The organism is Microbacterium sp. TPD7012 (assembly GCF_003075395.1).
In the GTDB taxonomy this organism is placed as follows: Bacteria; Actinomycetota; Actinomycetes; order Actinomycetales; family Microbacteriaceae; genus Microbacterium.
Genome location: NZ_QDFV01000008.1, coordinates 61,285 through 79,467 on the forward strand (window position 1 = coordinate 61,285; position 18,183 = coordinate 79,467).

The following is an 18,183-nucleotide window of genomic DNA, read 5'->3' on the forward strand; positions in this document are numbered from 1 at the left end:
CCTACCGAACACAGGTTCCGCGTGCGGACGTGCTAACCGGCGGTGACCGGAGCCCCGGAGAGGCGCAGCATCCGCTGCACGCCCGTCGCCGCCGAGCGCCCTGCGCGGTTCGCGCCGATCGTGCTCGCCGACGGACCGTATCCGACCATCTGGATCCGGGGATCGGCGACGGCGGTCGTGCCCCGCCCGTTCCGATCGAGCTGGATGCCGCCCGCGGCGCTGCGGAGGTGGAGCGGAGCGAGATGCGCGATCGCGGGACGGAAGCCCGTCGCCCACAGGATCACGTCGACGCGCTCGAACGAGCCGTCCGCCCAGCGCACGCCGTCGGCCTCGATCCGCTCGAACATCGGGCGCCGATCGGCGTAGGCGCCCAGGCGCTCCGCCTCGCGCTCCTGGGGACGCAGCATGAGCCCCGTGACGCTGACGACGCTCTGCGGCGGGAGTCCGGCCGCGACGCGCTGCTCGACGAGCGCGACAGCGGCGGCACCGGCCTCCGGAGAGAAGTCGTCGGTGCGCCAGACGGGTTCGCGGCGCGTCACCCACAGCGTCTCCGTGAGGGGAGCCAGCGCGCCGAGGAACTGCACGGCCGAGGCTCCTCCCCCGACCACGAGCACGCGCTTGCCGACGAAGTGCGCGGGACCCGGGTAGTCGACGGTGTGCAGCTGCTCCCCGACGAAGGTCTCCATGCCGGGCACATGCGGCAGGAACGGGTGCGTCCACGTGCCTGTCGCGTTCACGAGGGTGCGCGTCGTCCACTCCCGTTCCTGAGCGCGCACGACGAGGAGTCCGTCCCGGTCCTCGACACGGTCGACCTTCACCGGACGGATGACGGGGAGCGCATGCTCCTGCTCGTAGGCGGCGAAGTACGCGGGCACGGCGACGTTCGCACGTTCCTCGTCCCGGGGCGGAGCGACGTCGTCCGGGAGCTCGGCGACGCCGTGCACGTCGCGCATCGTCAGCGCATCCCAGCGGTGCTGCCACGCTCCGCCCGGACGGTCGCCCGAGTCCAGGACGACGTGGGAGATCCCGAGGCGGGAGAGGTGGAACGACGACGAGAGGCCGGCCTGCCCTGCACCGATCACGAGGCTGTCGAGGATGCTCACGATGTATCGAACGTCTTCGAGCACGTCGTTGTTCCGCCCCGCGACGACGCGCCCGGGAGGCCCGCCCCGATTGGTGTTCGCGCGGATTCGTGTAGTACTCTTTTCAAGTTGCTCCGGGAAGTTCGGAGCGGCGTTCTGGGCCTGTGGCGCAGCTGGTAGCGCACCTGCATGGCATGCAGGGGGTCGGGGGTTCGAGTCCCCCCAGGTCCACAACGAAAGCCCCCGGGTCACCGGGGGCTTTTCCCGTCTTAGCGCGCTGTGCGACCGCGGTCAACCCGCTCTCTCGCACGTCGGGCGCGTTTTATCGTGACCGCATCCAGATCCGCCACGCGAAAGGATGCGATCATGTCCAACCCGATCCCGCCCGTCGTCCCCTTCCCGGACGACGACACCCCCGACGGCGTCCCGACGAAGGAGGTCGACGGCGAGCAGGTGCCCGACACCGACATCGACGATGCGCTGGTCGACAGCGCCGAGGCCGACCGCGTCGCCTCCGGGGCCGCCGATGACGACGAGGACGATCTGCCCTAGCCCTCGATCTCCGTCCCACCCGCCGAGGCGACCTGTGCGCGCCACCAGGGCGTCTCGATGAAGCCGCGCTTCATGAAGACGAGCTCCATCGAGGCGTTCCAGCCGCGCACGCCCTTCAGGTGCGCGATCGTCCCGGTGAGGAAGTCGTGCAGCGTCTCCGTGCTCGGGAGGATGATCTCGCAGTAGAGCGAGTTCTCCTCCAGGGCGGCCGCGAGAAATCGGACGGACACGTGCTGCGCGAGCGTCTGGGCCACCGAAGCGATCCTCGACGGCTCCACCCGGAGGATGAGCAGGGTCTCGGCGCTCATCCCGAGCGCGGATGCCGGGACCATCGTCACGGTGGTGAGACAGCCCCCGTTGCGCATGCGCTCGTAGCGGCGGCGAACGCTGCTCTCGTTCATGTCGAGCTTCGCGCCGATCGAGAGGAACGACGCGCGGCCGTTGTGCCGCAGCTCCTCGACGATCGCACGGTCGGCGTCGTCGAAGTGCGTCGGGTCGCAGGTGTTCGGAGCAGGCATGTACGACTTCGGGTCGCTCGTCGCCTCGGCGTGGGCGTCGTACAGCTGGCGTCCCCAGTCGAAGCTCACCTTGTAGGTGTGCACCACCAGGTCGCTGCGCCACCGCTCGACGCCGGGGATGCCCTGGAGATCGGTGAGCACGTGCGCGTACGTCGCCGAGTCTCCGGGGATCACGACCTCGGCGAACACGTCGAACTTGCCCGTCACGAGGGTCACGAACCGCACGTACGGCGATCCGATCAGCTTCTGCGCGACGGCCAGCTGCGCACCGGGCGTGCAGTTGATCCGCACGAAGAAGGTCTCCACATGCCCCTCGCTGCCGAGCGTGGGCACGATCCCCACCTGCACGACGCCCTCCGACAGCAGCTGCTGGCCCCGACGGGTGACGGTCGATACGGATGCCCCGGCGAATTCGGCGATCGACGTCCAGCTCGCTCGGCCGTCCTGCTGCAGGGCGACGACGATGCGGCGGTCGAGATCGCTGAACTCACGGCCGATATGGATGCTGCTCATCGCGTCAGCGGCGGGTACACCCGGTGCAGGAACGTGCGCACGGTCTCGGTCCACGCCTCTGCCTCCTCGATCTGCGGGGAGTGACCCGACTTCTCGAACACCACCATCTCAGAGTCCGGGATGAGGTCGGCGATCACCTGGCTACACGATACTGGCGTGATCCAGTCGGTCCGGCCCACGGTGATGAGTGTCGGCACGGCGATCTCGGGAAGACGCGGCTTCAGGTCGTAGTTCGGCAGGTTCACCGAGAACGCATAGTTGTGGGCACGGTACCGGTACGGCGTCGCCTGGACCTTCCGCTCCACGGCATCCGGGTCGTACACGAAGTCGTAGAGGGGCAGGATCTCGCGCCAGCAGTCCTTCAGGTCCTCGTCGTCGCGCACCTGGCCGACGTCGATGCGATCGAACTTCTCCATGTCGATCGTCACGCGATCGGACGCCAGGGCGTTCTCGCGTGCGAGGTGCGCATTGGAGTTGTCGGCCGAGGTGTCCCGCAGCACGATCGCCGCGACGCGGTCCGGGTAGCGCAGCGCATACTCCATCGTCATGAATCCGCCGTACGATCCACCGGCCATCACGATCTTCTCGGCCCCGATCCACTCGCGCAGACCGTCGATGTCGGCCGCCCACTGCTCGTGGCTGTACGTGCCCTCCCCCTCGCTCTGCCCGCTCCCTCTGGCGTCGAAGACGACGACCCGGTACTCGTCGGCGAGACGGCCGAAGCTCGCACGCGGCTCCGCCCTGGAGCCGAGCCCGGGGGCGCCGTGGTGCGTGATGATGACCGGAGCACCTTCGGGACCGAGCACCTCGACCGCCAGATGGTTGCCGTTGATCTCGACCCATTCGTAGGCGCTCGTCGCCGCGGCGAACTCCGGGGAAACCGGCGGGGTGGATCTCATGTCGTCCTCTTTCTCGAGATCGGGTGCGTCAGAGCGCGATGGTGCAGTCGTCGAGACCGCGGGGGAAGGTCGTGAGCGCCTCGGCGCCGTCGTCGGTCACGAGCATGCTGTCGCTGATGCGGTAGCCGGCATGGCCGGGCACGTAGATGCCCGGCTCGTTCGACACCACCATGCCCGCCTCGAGCAGGGTCGCATCGCCGTCCTCCAGCCACGGCGCCTCGTGCATGCCGAGGCCGATGCCGTGCCCCTGACGGTGCCGGATGAACTCGCCGAGACCCGCCTCGCGGATCACGTCGAGGCAGAGCCGATTCGCCTCGCGGCATTCGAGCCCCGCACGGATCGTCTCCCGGCCCAGCTGCTGCGCCGCGTGGATCGTGTCGTGGTAGCGCCGCTGCTCGACCGTCGGCTCGCCGAGCACGAAGGTCCGCTCCCCCTCGATGAAGCGTCCGCCGACCGCGCACCCGAGCGACAGCATGAACGTGTCCCCCGACTTCAGCCGGTTGACGGACGGCAGACCGTGCGGGAAAGCGGAGTTCGCCCCGGAGTAGACCAGTCCGCCCGCGAGCAGCGAGGCGACGACCACGTTGCGGTGCTCCGCGTACATCAGCGCGGTCCCGGCCGAGGTCACGTGACGCTCGACCTCGGTCTCGGTGGGGAGGTCGCCGCCGGCGGCGACCGCGTCGCTCACGAGCTGCACGCCGGCCTCCAGCATCCGGTCGGTGATGCGCGCGGCCTCGCGGTGCAGGACGACCTCCTCGGGGAACTTCACGTACCGGGCGCGGGCGAGCAGGTCAGACCCGACGAGCTCCGCACCGCTCATCGCCGCCCGTGCCGCCGAGAGGCGCTGGTAGGGCATGGTCGAGGCGAAGCCGACCCGGCCCCGCGGCGCCACCGCGTTCGCGAGCACCTCGAACGGCGAGACGACCCCCGGGAACTCGAAGAATGCGACCAGCTCCGCGCGCGCCGACTGCGACTGCGCGTACTCCCGCTCGAGCTCCGGCAGGAGCATCACCACGCGCCCGCCGGCCTCGATCCAGATCGCCACCGGACGCTCCGACGGGTGGTGGAAGAACCCGGTGAGGTACGCGATGTCCTCGGGGTGGTCGGTGAGGAAGGCATCGAAGCCCTCTTCGGCCATGCGGTCGCGCACACGGGCCTGCACCCGGTCGAAGAACGCGGGGTCGAGACGCTGGTCGAACTCGGTCATGTCGGTCTCCTAGCGGGCGAGATGGCGCGGATTGCGCGCGTCGTTGTAGGCGATCGACAGCAGTGTCGCCGAGAGCACGAGGATGAGGATCGCGATCGACGGGAAGAGCGTCAGCCACCAGGCGCTCACCATCGCACCGGCCTGCTGCGCCTCATAGAGGATGCGCCCCCACGACCAGGTGGTCGGATCCCCGAGCCCGAGGAACGCGAGGCCCGCGGCGGAGAGCACGGCACGAGACGCCGTCACCACGACCGAGACGACCACGACCGGGGTGACGGCAGGGAGGACGTGCCGCGAGATGATCCAGAGCGGAGAGGTCGTCATGAGCCGCGAGGCGTCGACGTACGGGAGGCCGACCACGGTGAGCGCCTGGGAGCGCACGAGCCGCGTGACCTCAGGCCACGAGAACGCCGCGACGACGAAGATGATCGTCGAGGTGCTGGGCCCCACGAGGGCGGCGATCAGGATCATGAGCGGCAGCACGGGCAGCGAGAGCGTCATGTCGACGATCACGCTGATGATGCTGTCGAGCTTGCGGAAGTAGGCGCCGATCACGGCGATGATCGTGCCGAACACGATTGCGATCACAGAGGCCGCGACGGCGACGAGCACGCTCTGCTGGGTGCCCCAGATCACCTCGGCGAACACGTCGCGACCGAGCGCGTCGGTCCCGAACCAGTGGTCGCCGCTCGGCGGGCGCAGCACGTCGGGTCCGTAGCTGGCCGGATACGGTGCGATGAGCGGCGCCGCCAGCGCGATGATCACGAGCAGGATCAGCAGCCCCAGCGAGATCATGCCGAGCGGATCGCGGCGGAACGCCCGCCAGGTGTGCGCACCGGCGCGCTCGCTGCCGACGGCGGCGGGCTCGCTCGGGGCGAGAGGGACGGACGAAGGGAGCGGCGCGGTCATGAGGTCTTCACTCTCGGGTCCAGGTAGCCGTAGATGATGTCGGTGGCGGTGTTCGCGACCACGACTGTGGTGGCGAGCATCAGGAACGCGCCCTGCAGCACCGGGAAGTCGAGCTGCGTGACAGCCTCGTAGATGCCGCGCCCGATGCCCGGGTAGGCGAACACCGTCTCGGTCAGCACCGCCCCGCCGACGAGGAAGCCGAGCTGCAGGCCGATCAGCGTGGTCGTCGGCAGCAGCGCGTTGCGGAGCGCGTGCTTCCACAGGATGCGCCGACCGCGGAGCCCGTTGGCCTTCGCGAGCAGGATGTAGTCCTCTCCGAGCGTCTCGATGAGCGTCGAGCGCATCGTGAGCACGTAGGACCCGACCTGGATGAGCATGAGCGAGACGGCGGGGAGCACCAGGTGCTGGGCGACGCTGAGGTACCACTCGATGCCGTAGGTGTTGTTCGTGTACGCGCCGCCGATCGGGAACCAGCCGAGGTTCAGCCCGAAGACGAACAGGAGCAGGATCGCGACGCTCGGCACGAACAGGGACTGGCCCGTGACCCCGACGATCTGCACCGCCCGGTCGATGAATCGTCCCTTGTGCGAGGCGGCAGCGACCCCCAGCGGGATGCCGATGATGATCGTCAGCGCCAGGGCGGTGAGCGTCAGCAGCAGCGTCCAGGGCAGCCGCTGCAGGAGCACGTCGAGCACGGGGATGGACTGCGTGAACGAGATGCCGAGGTTCCCCTGCACCAGCTGCCACATGTAGAGGCCGTACTGCACGATCAGGGGCTGGTCGAGCCCGTACTGCTCGAGGATGGTCGCCCGGATGTCGTCCGTCATGTTCGGGCTCGCCAGCGCCAGGGCCGGATCACCGGGAAGCAGCCGCAGGAGCAGGAACGTCACGGTCACGGCGAACCAGATCGTGAGCAGACCTCGACCTGCGCGACGGAGAATGAACGATGCTCGGGACACCCGGGCGACCTTCCTCGAGATTTCAGTGGTGTTATTCGACCGGGTGCGCGCTCGCGAGCGAGAGCGGGTTCACGATCGAGAGCAGCTCGCTCGGCTTCGAGATGAAGCCGGCCCACTCGTCGCTGGCGGCGAAGAACAGGTTCTGCGTGTACATGATGTTGTCGTAGACCTGCTCGTGCACGATCTTGTTCGCGTCGCGCATGATCGAGATCTTCTCGTCCTCGTCGAAGGTGACCATGCCCTCTTCGATCAGGGCGTTCAGATCGGGGTCGTCGACGTGCGTGTAGTTGATCGCTCCGCCCGGCAGGTACGACAGGGCGAAGTTCGTCACCGGGTCGTCCATGATGGCGAAGTTGCCCGCATAGATGTCGTAGTCCCCTTCGCTGGTCATCGAGAGGTACGTGTTCCGCTCGGTGCCCTGGAGCTCGATCGTGATGCCGGCCTCCGCCGCGCTGTCCTTCACCATCTGCGCCCACTGGCTCGTGACGCTGTCCTGCAGGGAGTAGATCAGGCGGAACGACACCGGGAAGTTGCCACTGGCGTCGGCCGTGTAGCCGGCGTCCTCCATGAGGGAACGCGACTTCTCGGGGTCGAACTCGTACTCCTTCACCGAGTCGTCGTAGTACTTCGCGAGCACCGGCATCAGCGCGCTGGAGCCGGTCGAGACGGCCTGATCCTGCAGCACCACCGTCCGGATCGCGTCGTAGTCCACGGCATGGGCGAGCGCCTGACGGACCTCGGTCTTCGCGAGGTCCGGCTTCTCCATGTTGTACACGAGGTGCGCGTAGCCGAGACCCGCCGCCTCGATGACCTGCAGCCCGTCGGTGCTGCTGAGCTGCTCGACCTGCGCGGGCGGAAGCGCGTTCGCGATCACGTCGATCTCGCCGCTCTGCAGTGCGAGGATCTCGGTGTTCACGTCGGGATACACGCGGTAGACGACCTCGGCGGGACCGGGGACGCCGCCCTCGACGAGCGGGTAGTCCTCGACACGCTCGAGCGTGTAGTGCTGGCCGACCTGGAAGTCGCTCAGCACGAACGGGCCCATGCCGACCCAGCCGCCGTCGCTGCCGTCGTTCGCGAACTCGGCGATCGAGCCCTTCGGGTCGAACACGTGCTTCGGAACCACGACGCCCCAGAACCCGATCTCCTCGATGATCGACGAGTCCGGCTGGGTGAGCGTGAGCTCGACGCGGGTGTCCGAGACCGCGGTCGCGGTGTCGAGGTTGCCCAGCTGCCCGAAGAACGTGCCCGGTGCCTGATCGCGCTTGACCGCGTTCAGTGTCCAGGCGACATCCTCGGCGGTCAACGGCTCGCCGTCGCTCCAGGTGAGATCGTCGCGGATCTCGTAGAACCCGGTCGTGTCGTCCACGTAGCCCCAGTCGGTGGCCACGTGGGCCTCCTTGGTGCCGTCCTCGCTGATGCTCAGCAGGTGCGGATACATCAGGTTCGTTATCCACGAGTCGGTCCGGCTGTTGCCGAGCACCGGGTTGAAGTTGACGACGTCCGTCGTCGTGCCGATGCTGAGCGTCTCATCGCTCGGACCGGTGCTCCCCGATGTCTCGCCAGGCTCCGGAGCCGTGGGGGCGCACGCGGCGAGGCCGACGGCGAGAGCCGCGGCGGCGCCGAGTGCGAGGTACTTGCTGTGCTTCATCAGACCCAAACCTCCTCGAGTACGCGCATGGTGTTCCCCCCGACGACGGCGCGGATCTCGTCGTCGGAGTAGTCGTGCTTCACAAGCCAGCCGATGATGTTGTAGAACGCCTCGGCCGGGTTCTCGATGCCGTCGACGTACGGCTGCTTCTCGTATTCGACGTTGGCGTGCGCCTGGCCGAGCGAGAGGTTCGACGAGAAGGCGTCGTGCAGGCCGACGTGGTCGCCGAACAGGGTGTCGGGACCGAAGCTCACGTGATCGAGTCCCACCAGGTCGACGCAGTACTGGAAGTGATCCATCACGGATTCCAGCGAGTGCTTCGGATGCTGCGGCGAGATGGTCGTGTGCGGCGCCGCCTCGATGCCGATCACGCCGCCGCGCTTCGCGCACTGGATGATCGTCTCGTCGGTCTTCATGCGGTTGGTCGGCCAGAGGCCGCGCGCACCGGCGTGCGTGATGAACACCGGCTTCTGCGAGTGCGCGATCACATCGAGGCACGTCTGGTCGCCGGAGTGCGAGATGTCGATCGCGATGCCGAGCTTGTTCATGCGCTCGACGGCGCGCTCGCCGAAGTACGTCAGGCCGCCGTCGCCGCGCTCCTTGAGGCCGCCGCCCAGCATGTTGGCCTCCGAGTAGGCGATGCCCATCTGCCGCACGCCGAAGCCGTAGAGCACGTCGAGCCGGTCGACCTCGTTCTCGATCATGGTCGACGCCTCGAGCGCGAAGATGTGGGCGACGCGCCCGGTCTCCGCCGCGTACCGGATGTCCTTGATGGACTCGGCCTTGATGACGAAGTCCTGGTGCGCGAGGTCGGCCATGCGCACGCCGAGGTCGAACAGCACGTCCTGGTACTTCCAGCCGGCGTCGCTGGAGATGCAGCAGGTGCCGTCCATGCCGTTGTCGAAGACGGCGGTCAGACCCGAGCGGGCCAGACCCTGGTAGCCGGTGGGTTCGCGGCCCTGACGGATGTGGTCGCGGAGCTCACCCATGTCCTCCGGGAACACCTGCACGTGCTCGTGCAGCGAGATGACGGTCTCCTCGCGCAACAGGCGCTCGGTGCGCTCCTTCTGCGAGTCGCTGAGCTCGAGACCCTCGTACGCCGGCACGCGGCCGATCTGCTTCGCGTAGCGGAACTCGCGGTAGTCCTTGCCCGCCTCGAGGTAGTCGTAGGCGGTGTAGCCGCTGTAGCGGTCTGCTTCTTCGAGCACGAATGCGCTCCTTCGGTTCGGTTGTGCGGATGCCTCTCCCGATCGACGAGTGGGAGATTTCCTCGAATCTCGATGATTTCGGCGCAAATGTCAACCTTGCTGAACAAATTCGGCTGAGATGTTTCTTGTTCGAAACAATTCGGGGGTACTCTCCTGGCATGATGGCAAGCATGGAGAACACGTCAGCGCCGGAGAACGGCGTCGTCCTCGACGTCCGCGGGCTCACAGTCACGCTGTCCACCGATGGGCGTCCGAACCGCGTGGTCGACGACATCGACGTCACGGTGCGCCGTGGCGAGGTCTTCGCCCTGCTCGGCGAGTCCGGGTCGGGGAAGTCCATGACCGCACGGGCGATCATGGGTCTGATCGACAACGGCGAGGTCGAGGCGACCAGCATGACGCTCGGCTCCACCGACCTGCTCGCCCTCTCCCCCGAGCAGCATCGCCGTCTGCGCGGCGTCAAGGTCAGTCTCGTCATGCAGGACGCGCTCTCCGCCCTCAACCCGGTGCTCAGCATCGGCGATCAGATCGTCGACCTCATCCGCGCGCACCGACCGGACAGCCGCCGTGCCGCACTGGTGCGCGCGGTCGAGCTCCTGACACTGGTCGGCATTCCCACGCCGGAGAAGCGCGTGCACGACTACGCGCATCAGTTCTCCGGCGGTCAGCGACAGCGCATCCTGATCGCGATGGCGATCGCCCTCGAGCCCGACCTGATCATCGCCGACGAGCCGACGACCGCGCTCGACGTCACGGTGCAGGCGCAGATCCTCGATCTGCTGCTCTCGCTGCGCGATCGGCTGGGCATGGGGATCCTGCTGATCACGCATGACCTCGGCGTCGTGATGGAGGTCGCCGATCACGTCGCCGTCATGCGCACGGGACGCATCGTCGAGGCCGGCAGGGCCGACGACGTCCTCACCCGCCCCCAGCATCCGTACACCCTGCAGCTGTTGAACGCCGTGCCGCAGGACGTGAGCGCCGCGGTGGAGGACGACGGCTCGACGCCGATCCTCGACGGACGCGGTCTCGAACGCACCTTCCGATCCGGGAGCGGGCGCCGGGCGCATCGCGTGGCCGCCGTCGCCGGTGTCGACCTCCAGCTGCGCAGCGGAGAGATCCTCGCGATCGTCGGGGAGTCCGGCAGCGGCAAGTCGACGCTGGCGCGGATGCTGGTCGGCCTCGACTCCCCGGATGCCGGCACCCTGCGCTACCGCGACGAGGGCGTGACCCGAGGCCGACTGCGCGACCGCAGGATCCTGCGTCGCGGCGTGCAGATGGTGTTCCAGGACCCGTACATGTCGCTGAATCCGAGGATGACCGTCCAGCAGATCATCGCCGAGCCTCTCGCCGCCACGCGCACCGGGAGTCCGGCGAGCCGACGCGACCGCGTCGCCGAGCTGCTCGAGCTCGTGGGGCTCACTCCGGAGATGGCCTCGCGCTTCCCGCATCAGTTCTCCGGCGGCCAGCGCCAGCGCATCGGCATCGCCCGCGCTCTCGCCCTCGACCCCGACGTCCTGGTGTGCGACGAGCCGGTCTCCGCGCTCGACGTGTCGATCCGCGCGCAGATCATCGACCTGCTCTGCGACCTGCGAGAGCGCCTCGGCATGTCCATCGTCTTCATCGCGCACGATCTGTCGCTCGTGCGCCACATCGCCGACCGTGTCGCCGTGATGTATCTCGGACACATGGTCGAGATCGGCGACACGGAAGAGGTCTATCGGAACCCGACGCACCCGTACACGCGCTCGCTGCTCTCGGCGATCCCTCCGCAGACGCGCGCCGAGCGAGGGATGCTCTCCCGGAGGACGCGTCTGACGGCGTGACCGGGCTCAGACGCCCGGACGCACCGTCAGGTCGGTGATCTGCGCGTCACGCGGCAGATCGAGTGCCGTGAGGACGGTCGTCGCGACGGCATCCGCGCTGATGAAGCGCTCGGGCACGTACTCGCTGCCTTCCTGCTGGTGCACGCGCTCCTGCATCGGCGTGGCGGTCCGTCCGGGGAAGATCGAGGTGACGCGCACACCGTGCTCTGCCTCTTCCGCCCGCAGGGCGTCGGCCAGCGCCTTGAGTCCGTGCTTCGAGGCGGCATATGCCGACCACCCGGCGTGTGCATGCAGGCCGGCGCCCGAGTTGACGAACACCACCTGTCCGCGCGTCACGCGCAGTACCGGGAGGAGGAGCCGGGTGAGCTCGGCGGGTGCGACGAGGTTCACGGCCAGCTGCTGCTCCCACAGCGTCGGCGGGAGGTCCGCGACCGTGCCGAGGTCGACGACGCCGGCCACGTGCAGCAGTGAATCGATGCGCTCCGGCAGGTGCTGCTTGGAGAGCGCCCAGGAGATGCGGCCGGGGTTCGCGAGATCCGCGACCAGCGTCGAGGCACCGGGAAGCTCCGCCACGATCTCGCGGGCGCGACCGACGTCTCTCGCGACCGCGATGACCTGATCTCCGCGATCGAGCAGCCGACGCGCGAGGACGGCGCCGATGCCGGAGCCCGCACCGGTGATCAGGTGCGTCTGCACGTCAGGGACGATCCGCAGCCGGCTCGGCGACGTCGATCGGGACGACGGGGCAGTCCTTCCAGAGGCGCTCGAGACCGTAGTAGACCCGCTCCTCCTGGTGGAAGACGTGGACGATCAGGTCGCCGAAGTCGAGGAGCACCCAGCGCGCCTCGGCGCGGCCCTCGCGGCGGACGCGCTTGTGCCCCGACTCGATCAGGCGGTCCTCGATCTCGTCGGCGATGGCGGCGACGTTGCGCTCGCTGTTTCCGGTGACGAGCAGGAAGATGTCGACGAGCGGCAGCGGCTCCGACACGTTGAGCGCGACGAGATCCTCACCGCCCTTGTCGATGGCGGCTTGTGCTGCGAGGCGCAGCATCTCTTCGGCGGTTTCAGGTGATTGCATCAGAACACATTCGTTGAGAAGGCGACGATGACGGCAGTACCCACCGCGAGGGCGAGACCTCCGGCGACGATGGCCAGGATGAGCAAGAGTCGGTTGCCCTTTTCGGGGGCGGGCGGACGGATGACTTCGCCCGCGGGCTTGATGGTGCTGACCGCGGCGCTCGCGGCGATCGGCGTGGGAGAGGATGCCGGCGGCAGCTCGCCGTCGATCAGCACGGCGTCGACGTCCTTGCCGTCGGTCGTCCCGTGCGCGTGGCCCTGCGAGCCGAGGCCCTTGGGGAGCTCGTACGAGCCGGTCACCAGGATCTCGCCGGTCGAGGCGACGGGACCGGACAGCGAGCCCTCCCCCGCGGACGGGGTGAAGATCAGCGCGTTGGGAGCGGAATGCTGCGACCCCGTGGAGTCGCCCACGGTGAGCAGCTCGTCGAACGAAGGGCGGAACGGAGCATGCACGTCGGGAGCATCCGTCAGGACGCCCTCGCCGAATGCGGGGTTGACGGTCGGGCGAGGATCCTCGACGACATCGTCGTCGTCCGCGTCATCGACGTCGGCGAGCACGTCGTCGTCGGCCGCGGCGTCCTGCGGCTCGGGCGAGAACCCGAGGACCGCGGCGACGTCGTCCTGTCGCTCGGCCTCCGCCGGCTCCTCGAGGACGTCGAGCGGGACGACGCCCACGCTGTCGGACGCATCGGAGGCGCGGACCGGCTCTACCACGATCTCGTCGTCGATGTCGTCGTCGTCGCCCGCCGTGTCGGCCGGGGCTTCGACCGGCGCGGGAGCGGAGAAGTCCGGCAGTCCGGACACGATGCCGGACGACGCCGGAGCAGGCTGCTCGACGGCCTCGGGTGCGGCGGCTTCGGGTTCGACGACCTCAGGCTGCGCGATCGCCGGTGCGACCGCCTCGGGCTCGATGACCTCGGGCTCGACGATCTCGGGCTCGATGACCTCGGGCTCGACGACGGCAGCATCAGCGGCAAGCGCGTCATCGACAGCGGGGGCGTCGGTCTCACCGACGGAGACGGCGCCGGTCTTGAGGCGCTCCTGCTCGCGGACCTGACGGCGCGTCAGCGGGGCTCCCGCGCCGTCGACGGCATCCGTCGGGGCGGACGGGACCTGCACCGGCTCTGCGGCGCGGGGCAGGGGCGGCGCCGGCGGGGCGGCCTCGGCGACGGCTGCCGCCTCTTCCGGGGTGATCACGGGGGTCGACCCCGTCAGGCGGATCTCCCGCAGCTGCTTGCGCGTCAGCGGACCGTGATCCGGCTGATCCGAAGTACTCATGCCTTGCTCCGATACAGATGATGCTTCGCGATGTACTGAACGACTCCGTCGGGGACCAGGTACCAGACCGGCTGATCGTCGCGAACGCGTTCACGGCAGACCGTCGATGAGATCGACAGTGCCGGTACCTCCAGTTGGCTGACGTTGTCGCTCGGGAGGCCGTCGGTGCTCAGAACGTGTCCTGGGCGAGAGACCGCGACGAAGTGGGCCAACTCCCACAACTCATCATGGTCCCTCCAACTGAGAATTTGCGCTACGGCATCCGCTCCGGTGATGAAGAAGAGCTCCGCATCGGGCCGGTCGCGCTTCAGATCGCGGAGCGTGTCGATCGTGTAGGTCGGTCCCTCGCGGTCGATGTCGACGCGGCTCACCGTGAATCGGGGGTTGGATGCCGTCGCGATCACCGTCATCAGATAGCGGTGCTCGCTGGGGGTGACGTCGGACTTCTGCCACGGGTGGCCGGTCGGGACGAACACCACCTCGTCGAGGTCGAAGGAGTGCGCGACCTCGCTCGCGGCGACCAGGTGGCCGTGATGGATGGGGTCGAACGTTCCGCCCATCACGCCGATGCGCGGGGTGCGCGTGGTCGCAGCAGTGTCCATAAGGGCCTAGTGGCCGTGTCCTGCCTCGTGTCCGTCCTTGCCGTGCTTCGCGGCCCAGGCCTCGGCCTTCGCCGAATGACGGTTGGCGACGTTCTTGTACGACAGCGTCACGAGCCCGAGGAACGCGAACACGATCGCAGCGATGACTCCGAAGATCACCGTCTCGAGCGCGACGTTACCGTGGTGCTCGGTTTCGGCGGCGGCCATCGCGATCTGTGCGACGAGGTTCATCGTGACTCCGTTTCGTGGCGTGCTCTTCGGGATCCTGAGCGGGACAGCGTCCCCCAGTCTAGCCCTCAGCCGCGGGTCTGACCCGATCCACGCGCGAGCCACTTCGTGCTGGTCAGCTCGGAGAGCCCCATCGGGCCGCGAGCGTGCAGCTTCTGCGTCGAGATGCCGACCTCCGCACCGAACCCGAACTCGCCTCCGTCGGTGAAGCGGGTGGATGCGTTGGCCATGACCACGGCGGAGTCGACCTCCGCGAGGAAGCGCTCCGCATTGCGCGTGTCGGTCGTGACGATCGACTCGGTGTGACCCGTGCTGTAGCGGCGGATGTGGTCGAGCGCCTCGTCGAGCGAATCGACGACCTTCATCGCGATGTCGAGGCTCAGGTACTCGGTGGCCCAGTCCTCCTCCGTCGCGGGGATCACGTTCGACACGAGGCCGGCGACGACGTCGTCTCCGTGGATCGCGACGCCCTCGCTCTGCAGCGCACTGGCGACGAGCGGGATCAGTCGCGGCGCGGCCTGCCGGTGCACGAGCACGGTCTCGACCGCGTTGCACACGCTCGGACGCTGCACCTTGGCGTTCACCACGATGTCACGCGCCCAGTCGTCGGGAGCGGTCTCGTCGAGCAGGATGTGGACGTTGCCCGCGCCCGTCTCGATCACCGGGACCGTCGACTCGGTGACGACGGTCTCGATCAGCCCGGCGCTCCCCCGCGGCACGAGGACATCGATGAAGCCCCGGCCGTTCATGAGCGCCTTCGCGCCTTCGCGCCCGAAGTCGTCGACGGTCTGGATCGCCTCTGCCGTGACTCCGGCGCCCTCGAGCGCGTCGCGCATGACCTCGACCAGCACCGTGTTCGACTCGCGCGCCGCGCTTCCGCCACGCAGCACGACGGCGTTGCCCGATCGCAGGGCGAGAGCGGCGATGTCGACCGTCACATTGGGACGCGCCTCGTAGATCGCTCCGACCACGCCGAAGGGCACGCGAACCTGTTCCAGAGCCACGCCGTTCGGCATGCGGTGCCCACCCACGACGCGGCCGACCGGATCCGGAAGCGAGGAGACCTGGCGCACCGCGGCGGCGAGGGCGGCGACGCGCTTCTCGTCGAGCCGCAGCCGGTCGATGAGCGACTCGCCGATGCCGTCGGCGCGGCCGCGCTCGATGTCGCGGGCGTTCGCCTCGATGATGCGGGCGCTGTTCTGCTCGAGCGCCACGGCGATCGATTCGAGGGCGCGCACCTTGTCGTCGCTGGTGAGGGCGGCAGTGGCGCGAGACGCCTCCTTGGCGCGCTCCAGGCGCACCTGCGGGGTCTGGTCGGTCATCCGATCAGTTTAGGAGATGGCCGGTTCGAACCAGGTTCCTATTTCAGCGCCGGCGAGGGCCTTGTCCACCAGGTCGGCGCTGGTCACCAGGACGCCGATGCCGGATGCCGCGGCGAGACGCGCAGCGGAGACCTTGGTCGCCGCTCCCCCGGTACCGACGCTGTTCACGACCGTCGCGCCGAACTCGAGCCCGGCGAGGTCGGCATCCGGTGCGACGATGTCGATCGGCTCCGCTCCGGGATCGGACGGCGGCTTCGTGTAGAGCGACTCGATGTCGCTGAGCAGGATGAGCGCGTCCGCCTCGATCAGCTGCGCGACGAGGGCGCCGAGCCGGTCGTTGTCGCCGAAGCGGATCTCCTGCGTCGCCACGGTGTCGTTCTCGTTGACGATGGGGAGGATGCGCAGGCCGAGCAGCCGCTCCATCGCGCGGCGGGCGTTCGATCGCGAGGTCGGGTGCTCCAGGTCGCCGGTCGTGAGCAGCACCTGTCCCGCGACGATGTCGAAGGGACGCAGCGACTCCTGGTAGCGGTAGACGAGGATGTTCTGCCCCACGGCCGCGGCCGCCTGCTGCGTCGCGAGATCGGTGGGGCGTGCGTCGAGACGCAGGAAGGGGATGCCGGTGGCGATGGCGCCCGAGGAGACCAGCACGACCTCGGCGCCGCGGGCGTGCGCGGCGGCGAGAGCCTCGACCAGCACCGGGATGCGCCAGGACGACTCCCCGCTGATGGACGAGGACCCCACCTTCACGACGATGCGGGAGGCGGTGGCGAGATCGGCGCGGGTGCGAGCGGTCACTCGCCCTCCTCGCGGTATGCCGCGAGGCGCTGGGCCTCCACCTCCGCACGTGCAGCGGCCTTGGCGTCCATGCGCTCGTAGTATGTGGCGCGACGCTCCGACGTGGTGCGCCGATCGTTCGGCGCGAGGCGCGGGTCGGTTCCACGGGGCGCAGCCATCAGCTCGGCGGCCGAGCTCATCGTCGGCTCCCAGTCGAACACGATGCTGTCGGCCTCGCCGATCACGACGGTGGACCCCTGCACGGCGCCCACGCGGAAGAGCTCGTCTTCGACGCCGAGCTTCTCGAGCCGGTCCGCGAGGTAGCCCACGGCCTCCTCGTTCTGGAAGTCGGTCTGCTGGACCCAGCGCACCGGCTTCTCTCCGAGGATGCGGTACACGTTGCCGTAGGTGCCGCCCTCGACGCGGATCGAGAACTCCTTCTTCGAGCCGCGAGGGCGGATGACCACCCGCTCCTTCGGCGGCGCGATGACCGCCTCGGCCCGGTGCTTCTCGACGAGCTCGCCCAGGGCCAGAGTGAGCGGACGCAGCCCCTCGTGCGAGACCGTGGAGATCTCGAAGACGCGGAAGCCCCGTGCCTCCAGGTCGGGGCGCACCATCTCTGCGAGGTCGCGCGCCTCCGGCACGTCGATCTTGTTCAGGGCGATGATCTGCGGACGCTCGAGGAGCGGCGTCTGTCCCTCGGGGACCTCGTATGCCCCGAGCTCCGCCAGGATCACGTCAAGGTCGGAGATCGGGTCGCGGCCCGGCTCGAGCGTCGCGCAGTCGAGAACGTGCAGCAGAGCGGTGCAGCGCTCGACATGGCGCAGGAACTCGAGGCCGAGACCGCGCCCCTCGCTCGCGCCCTCGATGAGCCCGGGGACGTCGGCGACCGTGTAACGGAAGTCCTCCGACTGCACGACACCGAGGTTCGGGTGCAGCGTGGTGAAAGGGTAGTCCGCGATCTTGGGCCGGGCGGCGGAGATCGCACCGATCAGGCTCGACTTGCCGGCGGACGGGTAGCCGACGAGTGCGATGTCGGCGACGGTCTTCAGCTCGAGGACGACATCGCCCTCGTACCCGGGAGTGCCGAGCAGCGCGAAACCGGGCGCCTTGCGCTTCGGGGTCGCGAGGGCCGCGTTCCCGAGGCCTCCCTGACCTCCGGCGGCGACGACGAAGCGCTCCCCCGGCTCGATCATGTCGATCAGGACCTCGCCGGCCGTGTTCTTCACGACGGTGCCGACGGGAACGGGCAGTTCCAGCGTCTCGCCCAGGAACCCCGAACGGTGATCGCCCATGCCGGGTCCGCCGTTGCCGGAGCTGCGATGCGGCGAGTGGTGGTACGACAGCAGGGTGCCGGTCTGCGGGTCGGCGACCAGCACGACGTCTCCGCCATCACCGCCGTTGCCGCCGTCCGGGCCTCCGAGAGGCTTGAACTTCTCGCGGTGGACCGAGACACAGCCGTTGCCGCCCTTGCCCGCACGCAGGTGCAGCGTCACGGTGTCGACGAACGTGACCATGTCTCGATCTCCTCCTGTTTGAATCTGTGCTGCCCGCCGAAGTCCCGGCGGGCAGATACAC

General features: G+C 68.7%; 17 protein-coding genes, 1 tRNA gene and 1 pseudogene. 3 read left to right on the forward strand and 16 right to left on the reverse strand.

The features are described from left to right. Positions 1-32: 32 nt before the first annotated feature. Positions 33-1,103 (reverse strand): NAD(P)-binding domain-containing protein, encoded by a 1,071-nt coding sequence (locus DC434_RS17970; protein ID WP_165808127.1) that lies wholly within the window; start codon positions 1,101-1,103, stop codon positions 33-35. A 137-nt stretch (positions 1,104-1,240) separates the two neighbouring features. Here DC434_RS17970 and DC434_RS17975 point away from each other — a divergent pair. Together DC434_RS17975 and DC434_RS17980 are read left to right on the forward strand one after the other, a co-directional pair. Beyond that, positions 1,241-1,313: transfer RNA gene (locus tag DC434_RS17975), tRNA-Ala, on the forward strand. 135 nt (positions 1,314-1,448) lie between these two features. Beyond that, on the forward strand, positions 1,449-1,634 hold the full coding sequence (locus tag DC434_RS17980; protein WP_116636690.1) for a hypothetical protein: 186 nt from the start codon (positions 1,449-1,451) through the stop codon (positions 1,632-1,634). Here the strand turns inward: DC434_RS17980 and DC434_RS17985 are convergent. The 7 genes and pseudogenes from DC434_RS17985 to DC434_RS18015 all read right to left on the reverse strand — a co-directional run bounded on the left by DC434_RS17985 (position 1,631) and on the right by DC434_RS18015 (position 9,498). Then, positions 1,631-2,665, reverse strand: a complete 1,035-nt coding sequence (locus tag DC434_RS17985; RefSeq protein WP_116636691.1) for an Lrp/AsnC family transcriptional regulator — start codon at positions 2,663-2,665, stop codon at positions 1,631-1,633. The two genes, DC434_RS17980 and DC434_RS17985, sit on opposite strands and share 4 nt — an antisense overlap. Next, positions 2,662-3,588: pseudogene (locus tag DC434_RS17990) on the reverse strand (alpha/beta hydrolase); the annotation flags it as partial. The pseudogene DC434_RS17990 and the gene DC434_RS17985, both read right to left, overlap by 4 nt. 4 nt (positions 3,589-3,592) lie before the next feature. Beyond that, the gene (locus DC434_RS17995) at positions 3,593-4,771 is read right to left on the reverse strand and encodes a Xaa-Pro peptidase family protein (protein ID WP_116636693.1); all 1,179 of its coding nucleotides are present in this window, start codon (positions 4,769-4,771) and stop codon (positions 3,593-3,595) included. A 9-nt stretch (positions 4,772-4,780) separates the two neighbouring features. Further along, entirely contained in the window at positions 4,781-5,680 is a 900-nt protein-coding gene (locus DC434_RS18000) for an ABC transporter permease (RefSeq protein WP_116636694.1), read from the reverse strand. Next, positions 5,677-6,639, reverse strand: coding sequence for an ABC transporter permease (locus DC434_RS18005; RefSeq protein WP_116636695.1), 963 nt, complete (start codon positions 6,637-6,639; stop codon positions 5,677-5,679). Before DC434_RS18005 ends, DC434_RS18000 begins: the two co-directional genes overlap by 4 nt. A 31-nt stretch (positions 6,640-6,670) precedes the next feature. Next, on the reverse strand, positions 6,671-8,290 hold the full coding sequence (locus DC434_RS18010) for an ABC transporter substrate-binding protein (RefSeq protein WP_116636696.1): 1,620 nt from the start codon (positions 8,288-8,290) through the stop codon (positions 6,671-6,673). After that, complete coding sequence (locus tag DC434_RS18015; RefSeq protein ID WP_116636697.1) at positions 8,290-9,498, reverse strand: membrane dipeptidase; 1,209 nt, start codon at positions 9,496-9,498, stop codon at positions 8,290-8,292. The genes DC434_RS18010 and DC434_RS18015 overlap by 1 nt, the downstream gene beginning before the upstream one ends. Positions 9,499-9,668: 170 nt before the next feature. Between DC434_RS18015 and DC434_RS18020 the strand changes: the two genes are divergently transcribed. Continuing rightward, positions 9,669-11,324, forward strand: a complete 1,656-nt coding sequence (locus DC434_RS18020; RefSeq protein ID WP_116636698.1) for an ABC transporter ATP-binding protein — start codon at positions 9,669-9,671, stop codon at positions 11,322-11,324. A gap of 6 nt (positions 11,325-11,330) precedes the next feature. On the opposite strand, the gene DC434_RS18025 is transcribed toward DC434_RS18020, so the two are convergent. The 8 genes from DC434_RS18025 to obgE all read right to left on the reverse strand — a co-directional run bounded on the left by DC434_RS18025 (position 11,331) and on the right by obgE (position 18,122). Beyond that, positions 11,331-12,020: an SDR family oxidoreductase gene (locus tag DC434_RS18025; protein WP_116636699.1), complete on the reverse strand. Its 690-nt coding sequence runs from the start codon at positions 12,018-12,020 to the stop codon at positions 11,331-11,333. 1 nt (position 12,021) lies between these two features. Then, the gene (gene rsfS / locus DC434_RS18030) at positions 12,022-12,402 is read right to left on the reverse strand and encodes a ribosome silencing factor (RefSeq protein ID WP_116636700.1); all 381 of its coding nucleotides are present in this window, start codon (positions 12,400-12,402) and stop codon (positions 12,022-12,024) included. After that, on the reverse strand, positions 12,402-13,679 hold the full coding sequence (locus DC434_RS18035; protein WP_116636701.1) for a hypothetical protein: 1,278 nt from the start codon (positions 13,677-13,679) through the stop codon (positions 12,402-12,404). Before DC434_RS18035 ends, rsfS begins: the two co-directional genes overlap by 1 nt. Beyond that, positions 13,676-14,281, reverse strand: a complete 606-nt coding sequence (gene nadD, locus DC434_RS18040; protein WP_116636702.1) for a nicotinate-nucleotide adenylyltransferase — start codon at positions 14,279-14,281, stop codon at positions 13,676-13,678. The genes DC434_RS18035 and nadD overlap by 4 nt, the downstream gene beginning before the upstream one ends. A gap of 6 nt (positions 14,282-14,287) precedes the next feature. Further along, the gene (locus DC434_RS18045) at positions 14,288-14,512 is read right to left on the reverse strand and encodes a hypothetical protein (protein ID WP_116636703.1); all 225 of its coding nucleotides are present in this window, start codon (positions 14,510-14,512) and stop codon (positions 14,288-14,290) included. A gap of 65 nt (positions 14,513-14,577) precedes the next feature. After that, positions 14,578-15,831 carry a glutamate-5-semialdehyde dehydrogenase gene (locus DC434_RS18050; RefSeq protein ID WP_116636704.1) on the reverse strand — a complete coding sequence of 418 codons (1,254 nt, stop codon included), beginning with the start codon at positions 15,829-15,831 and terminating at the stop codon, positions 14,578-14,580. 9 nt (positions 15,832-15,840) lie between these two features. Further along, positions 15,841-16,626, reverse strand: a complete 786-nt coding sequence (gene proB / locus DC434_RS18055) for a glutamate 5-kinase (RefSeq protein ID WP_116636705.1) — start codon at positions 16,624-16,626, stop codon at positions 15,841-15,843. After that, on the reverse strand, positions 16,623-18,122 hold the full coding sequence (gene obgE / locus DC434_RS18060) for a GTPase ObgE (RefSeq protein ID WP_116636706.1): 1,500 nt from the start codon (positions 18,120-18,122) through the stop codon (positions 16,623-16,625). Before obgE ends, proB begins: the two co-directional genes overlap by 4 nt. Positions 18,123-18,183 lie beyond the last annotated feature (61 nt).

Coding starts and splice junctions, on each gene's coding strand:
- DC434_RS17980 (WP_116636690.1), top strand. CDS start 1,449: ATGTCCAACCCGATCCCGCCCGTCGTCCCCTTCCCGGACGACGACACC.
- DC434_RS17985 (WP_116636691.1), bottom strand. CDS start 2,665: ATGAGCAGCATCCATATCGGCCGTGAGTTCAGCGATCTCGACCGCCGC.
- DC434_RS17995 (WP_116636693.1), bottom strand. CDS start 4,771: ATGACCGAGTTCGACCAGCGTCTCGACCCCGCGTTCTTCGACCGGGTG.
- DC434_RS18000 (WP_116636694.1), bottom strand. CDS start 5,680: ATGACCGCGCCGCTCCCTTCGTCCGTCCCTCTCGCCCCGAGCGAGCCC.
- DC434_RS18010 (WP_116636696.1), bottom strand. CDS start 8,290: ATGAAGCACAGCAAGTACCTCGCACTCGGCGCCGCCGCGGCTCTCGCC.
- DC434_RS18020 (WP_116636698.1), top strand. CDS start 9,669: ATGGAGAACACGTCAGCGCCGGAGAACGGCGTCGTCCTCGACGTCCGC.
- rsfS (WP_116636700.1), bottom strand. CDS start 12,402: ATGCAATCACCTGAAACCGCCGAAGAGATGCTGCGCCTCGCAGCACAA.
- DC434_RS18035 (WP_116636701.1), bottom strand. CDS start 13,679: ATGAGTACTTCGGATCAGCCGGATCACGGTCCGCTGACGCGCAAGCAG.
- nadD (WP_116636702.1), bottom strand. CDS start 14,281: ATGGACACTGCTGCGACCACGCGCACCCCGCGCATCGGCGTGATGGGC.
- DC434_RS18045 (WP_116636703.1), bottom strand. CDS start 14,512: ATGAACCTCGTCGCACAGATCGCGATGGCCGCCGCCGAAACCGAGCAC.
- DC434_RS18050 (WP_116636704.1), bottom strand. CDS start 15,831: ATGACCGACCAGACCCCGCAGGTGCGCCTGGAGCGCGCCAAGGAGGCG.
- obgE (WP_116636706.1), bottom strand. CDS start 18,122: ATGGTCACGTTCGTCGACACCGTGACGCTGCACCTGCGTGCGGGCAAG.